Genomic DNA, 5,548 nt, shown 5'->3' on the forward strand with positions numbered 1-5,548 from the left:
CCTCTGGGCGCGGTCCTCGTCCCCCCACTGCCAGCCCCGCCGTTCCCCTGGAAGCCCGGCCTGCCGCCCCCGAGGCCGGCGCGGGAAGTGGTACCGCGACGTGTCGACGGTTCCGCGCGGTCGCGGGGTGGTGTCGGTTTCCCGCCGGTTCCTCCCCGTGCGGACCGCTTGTGCCGTCGCCTTGCGAAAAGGCCGTCGGCCCGTCAACTGTTCGATCCGAACGCCCGTACTGTACACCGGGGGCCTCGCCTGAGGCAGGGTCATTCCCCAGTGCTAGTCCGCCCTTTCGCGTGACGCGACGCGACAGCCCAAGCGGCCGGATCACCACGCCCACCACCCACCGCATCCTTGACACCCCGTGCCGCCCGGGCGAGCCTCCCCCTGACAACGATGTCGGCCCGGAACCCGCTCCGATCGGCGCTCCGATCGGCCGTTCCGCCGACTCCATTGACCCTGCCGCCGGTACCCCGAGGGACGTGGACGATGAGACGGAGACGGATGCGACGGAGACGACGGACCGGACACCCGCTGCCGCGTACCCGAGCCGCGCTCCTGGCCCTGGTGGTGGCCGCCCTCGGCGGGCCCGCCGTGCTCGCGCCGCCGGCGCCCGCCGCCTCGCCGGCCGCCCATCGGAACGACGCCGCCCCCGAGCGCCTCACCGACCTCGTCAACCCCTTCATCGGCACCAAGAACGAAGGCAACACCTTCCCCGGGGCCGCCGTCCCCTTCGGCATGGTGCAGCTCTCGCCCGACACGGGCCACGCCATGGGGTACGACTACAAGCACACCCACATCCGGGGTTTCTCGACCGTCCACCTCTCCGGGGTCGGCTGCCGGATCGGCGGCGATCTGCCCGTCCTGCCGACCACCGGCGAGGTGACGGAGACCGACAACGCCAAGTACGCCGCCGCCTTCACCCACGCCGACGAGTCGGCCCGGCCCGGGTACTACCGGGTGAAGCTCGCCTCCGGCATCACCACCGAGCTCACGGCCACCACCCACACCGGCCGCCAGCGCTTCACCTTCCCCGCCACCGACCACGCCAATGTGCTGCTCAACGCCGGGCAGTCGCTGCACAAGGGCGTCTCCAGCAAGGTGGAGATCGTCGACGACCGCACCGTGCGGGCCACGGTCACCGGGCGGGGGTTCTGCCAGGACACCCGGCCGTACACCGTGCACACCCTCACCCGCTTCGACCGGCCGTTCACCGCCTTCGGCACCTGGGAGGGCGAACGCGTGAGCAACGGCTCCCGGGCCTCCTCCGGCACCGGGCGGAACGGCGCCTGGGTGCGCTTCGACGCCCGGACCGAGCAGCGGGTCGAGGCGACCACCGCCGTCAGCTACGTGGACGCGGACGGGGCCGGGCGCAATCTGGCCGCCGAGGAGGCCGGTTTCGACCGGACGGCCGAGGCGGCGCGCGCCGCGTGGGAGAAGCGGCTGGGCGACGTCGCCGCGCAGGGCGGGAGCCGGACGCTGCGCCGGACCTTCTACTCCGCGCTCTACCGGTCGTTCCTCTCCCCCAACACCGGCAGCGACACCGACGGCCGCTACACGGGCTGGGACGGCAAGGTGCACCAGGCGAAGGGGTTCACGTACTACCAGAACTGGTCGCTGTGGGACACCTACCGCACCCAGGCGCAGCTGCTGTCCCTGCTGGCGCCCGCCGAGGCGCGGGACATGGCGCTGTCCGTGCTGCGGATCGACGCCGAGGGCGGGTGGCTGCCCAAGTGGGGGTACGGCCCGGTCGAGACCAACATCATGACCGGTGACCCCGTCACCCCGTACCTCACCAACGCCTACCGCCAGGGGCTGCTCGCGGGGCACGAGGAGGAGGCGTACAAGGCGCTGAAGCGGAACGCGGACGGGGTGCCGCCGGCCGACTCGCCGTACGCGGGGCGGGACGCCAACGAGCGCTATCTGGCGGACGGTTACGTTCCGCTGGCGCCGGAGCTGTCCCGGCACAAGCCCGGGGACTCCGACTTCCAGGAGGGCGCCTCCGCCACGCTGGAGTACGCGCTGGCCGACGGGGTGCTGGCCGAGATGGCGGAGGCGCTCGGGCACCACGACGACGCCCGGCGGTACGCCGAACGCTCCCGCAACTACCGCAAGCTGTTCGACCCGGCGACGGGCTTCTTCCGGCCCCGCGACGCGAAGGGCGCCTTCACCGGCTCCGCCGACCCGGCGAAGAGCCCCGGCTTTCACGAGGGCACCGCCTGGCAGTACCAGTGGCTGGTCCCCCAGGACCTGCCGGGGATGATCGAGCTGATCGGCGGCCGGGAGGCGGCGGAGAAGCGGCTCGACGCCTTCTTCGCCTACGACAAGGTGCTCGCCGACCCGGCGCGCACCGCCCGCGAGGTGTGGGTGCACGGCCCGTACGACTACTACAACGCCGACAAGTACAACCCGCAGAACGAACCGGACCTCATCGCCCCGTACACCTACCTCGCCACCGGCCGGCCCTGGAAGACCACGGACGTCGTCCACGCCGCGCTGACCCTGTTCACGGACGCGCCCGACGGGATGACCGGCAACGACGACCTGGGCACGATGTCGTCCTGGATGGTCCTCTCGGCGATCGGCGTCTATCCGGTGCGGCCGGGGTCGGACGTGTGGGGGCTGAGCACCCCGGTGTTCGAACGGGTGGAGCTGCGGCTGGACCGCCGGTGGTACCCGCACGGCCGGTTCACCGTGGCCGCGCCCGGCACCTCGGACACCGCCCGTTACATCCAGTCGGCCCGGCTGGACGGCACGGAATTCGACCGCACGTACCTGACGACCGCGGCGCTGCGGCACGGGGAGCGCCTGGAGCTGACCGTCGGGGCGAAGCCCGGCCGCTGGGGCACCGGGCGGTCGGCCGCGGTGCCCGCCGTCGGCGGGCGGCGGATCGGCTGAGGGGCGTGGGGCGGATCGGCCGAAGAGCGGCGGAGGGATCGCCGAGGAGCGGTGGACGGATCGGCCGAAGGCCGGACGACCCCGGAGCGGCGCCTTCCGTCGCCGCTCCCGGTGCACCATCATGAGCCGCCGTCAGCGTCCGCCGACGAGAGGACTGGACATGGCAGGGCTCCGGGCCGGTCACGGCATCCTGCGCCGCAAACCCATCGAGACCATCGAAGAGGCGGAGACGGCGGAGGCGCACGGCGAGCACCTGACCCGCACCCTCGGCCTGTGGCAGCTCACGGCCATCGGCGTCGGCGGCATCATCGGCGCCGGCATCTTCAGCCTCGCCGGGACCATCGCCAACGGCACGGCCGGCCCGGCGGTGCTCGTCTCGTTCCTCATCGCGGGGGTGGCCAGCGCCGCGGCGGCGTTCTCGTACGCGGAGTTCGCGGGCCTCATCCCGCGCGCGGGCTCCGCCTACACCTACGGCTACGCGGTGCTCGGCGAGATCGGCGGCTGGTTCATCGGCTGGGACCTGCTGCTGGAGTACACGGCCATCGTCTCCGTCGTCGCCATCGGCATCTCCGGCTACGTCAACTTCCTGGTGACGGAGTCGGGCGCGGACCTCCCCCACTGGATGCTGGGCGCGCCCGGCACCGGGGACGGCCACCGGGTGGACCTGTTCGCGGCCGTGCTCTGCCTCCTGATCGCCTATCTCCTCACCCTGGGCATCAAGAACGCGGCCCGCTTCGAGACGGTCATCGTCGGGCTGAAGATTATCGTGGTGCTGCTGGTGGTGGTCGTCGGCTTCTTCCATGTGAAGAGCGGCAACTACCGTCCCTTCTTCCCGTTCGGCGTGAGCGGGGCGTTCACCGGGGCCGCCACCGTCTTCTTCGCCGTCTTCGGGTACGACGCGATGTCCACGGCCGCCGAGGAGTCGAAGGACGCGCAGCGGCACATGCCCCGGGCGATCATGTACTCGCTGGGCATCTCGATGGTGCTCTACGTGCTGGCGTGCCTGGTGCTGACGGGGATGCAGAACTATAGGGACATCGACAAGGAGAGCGGGTTCTCGACCGCCTTCAAGTCGGTCGGGCTGGGGGGCATCGCGGACGTCGTCGCGGTCGGGGCGATCATCGGCATCCTCACGGTGATGTTCACCTTCATGCTGGGCGTCACCCGGGTGTGGTTCGCGATGAGCCGTGACGGGCTGCTGCCGAAGTGGTTCGCCCACACCCATCCCACCCGGCACGTGCCCACCAGGGTCACCTGGATCGTGGGCGTCGCCTCGGCGCTCATCGCCGGGTTCGTGCCGATCGGGGAGGCCGCGGAACTCACCAACATCGGCATCCTGCTGGCCTTCGCGGTGGTCTGCACCGCCGTGATCGTCCTCCGGTACAAGCGGCCGGAGCTGCCCCGCGGCTTCCGGTGCCCGGGCGTACCGGTGGTGCCGGGCATCGGGGTGGCCGCCTCGATCTGGCTGATCACCTACCTGGCCTGGCAGACCTGGGTGCGGTTCGCGATCTGGTTCGTGATCGGGCTCGCCGTGTACTTCGCATACTCCTATCGGCATTCCGAGCTGGCCCGCGCGGACGCGCGCGGGGTGCCGCGGGACTGATCCGGCCCGCGGGCTACTTCAGCAGCCGGGACAGCCGCCGGTCGGCGAGCGGCTTCCCGCCCGTCTGGCAGGTCGGGCAGTACTGGAGCGACGAGTCGCTGAACGACACCTCGCGGACGGTGTCACCACAGACGGGGCAGGGTTCGCCGGTCCGGCCGTGCACCCGGAGGCCGCTCTTCTTCTCGGCCTTCAGCCCGGCGGCCGCCTGCCCGCGCGAGCGTTCGACGGCGTCCCGGAGCGTCGTGCGCAGCGCCTCGTAGAGGGCGCGGGCCTCCTCGTCCGTCAGGCTCGACGTCGGTTTGAACGGGGACATCCGGGCCGCGTGGAGGATCTCGTCGGAATACGCGTTGCCGATGCCCGCGATCACGCTCTGGTCCCTGAGGAAGCCCTTGACCTGGCGGCGCTCGCCGCGCAGCAGTCCGGTGAAGACGTCGGGCGTGAACGCGTCGGCCAGCGGGTCGGGGCCGAGGCGGGCGACGCCCGGCACGTCGGACGGGTCGTGCGCGCAGTAGGCGGCGAGGCGCTTCTGGGTGCCCGCCTCGGTCACGTCGAAGCCGGCGCCGCCGGCGAGCCGGACGCGCAGGGCGAGCGGTCCCTTGCCGGGGCGCGGCGGGGCGGCGGGGAGGGCGTCGTGCCAGCGGATCCAGCCGGCCCGGGCGAGGTGCAGAACGAGGTGGGGGCCGCCCTCGGTGGCGATGTCCAGGAACTTCCCGTACCGCCCGACGCCGGCCACCGGCCGCCCTTCCAGGGCGCTGAGCGGCGGATCGTACGTCTTGAGCACGCTCACCGCGACCGGCAGCACCTTCTCGACCGTACGACCGCCCAGCCGCTCCCCCAGGAAGGCGGCGAGCGCCTCGACCTCCGGCAGTTCGGGCATGGTTCCAGTGTGACGGGGGTGGTGAGGCGGGCAAGTCGGGGCGAGTGGGGCGTGCCCCCGGTCGTCCTCGCCCTCCCCCGCGAGGTAATTCCCACCGTGCGCCGGTCGGCATGGCGCCGACGCCGACGTCGCCGGTGTCGGGCCGGGTCCGGGGCCGAGGGCCGAGGTCGGGGGCC

General features: G+C 72.3%; 3 protein-coding genes. 2 read left to right on the forward strand and 1 reads right to left on the reverse strand.

Annotated features, from left to right (window positions below; translation table 11 throughout):
- Positions 1–498: 498 nt before the first annotated feature.
- Positions 499–2,892, forward strand: a complete 2,394-nt coding sequence (locus tag ACSNOK_RS30100) for a GH92 family glycosyl hydrolase (RefSeq protein ID WP_436783964.1) — start codon at positions 499–501, stop codon at positions 2,890–2,892.
- A 160-nt stretch (positions 2,893–3,052) separates the two neighbouring features.
- Positions 3,053–4,495 carry an amino acid permease gene (locus ACSNOK_RS30105; protein WP_436783965.1) on the forward strand — a complete coding sequence of 481 codons (1,443 nt, stop codon included), beginning with the start codon at positions 3,053–3,055 and terminating at the stop codon, positions 4,493–4,495.
- A gap of 13 nt (positions 4,496–4,508) precedes the next feature.
- Here the strand turns inward: ACSNOK_RS30105 and ACSNOK_RS30110 are convergent, their stop codons facing one another.
- On the reverse strand, positions 4,509–5,372 hold the full coding sequence (locus tag ACSNOK_RS30110; RefSeq protein ID WP_436783966.1) for an Fpg/Nei family DNA glycosylase: 864 nt from the start codon (positions 5,370–5,372) through the stop codon (positions 4,509–4,511).
- Between the last annotated feature and the right edge of the window lie 176 nt (positions 5,373–5,548).

Source organism: Streptomyces sp. URMC 126 (assembly GCF_051386555.1).
Taxonomy (GTDB): Bacteria; Actinomycetota; Actinomycetes; order Streptomycetales; family Streptomycetaceae; genus Streptomyces.

Coding starts and splice junctions, on each gene's coding strand:
- ACSNOK_RS30110 (WP_436783966.1), bottom strand. CDS start 5,372: ATGCCCGAACTGCCGGAGGTCGAGGCGCTCGCCGCCTTCCTGGGGGAG.
- ACSNOK_RS30100 (WP_436783964.1), top strand. CDS start 499: ATGCGACGGAGACGACGGACCGGACACCCGCTGCCGCGTACCCGAGCC.
- ACSNOK_RS30105 (WP_436783965.1), top strand. CDS start 3,053: ATGGCAGGGCTCCGGGCCGGTCACGGCATCCTGCGCCGCAAACCCATC.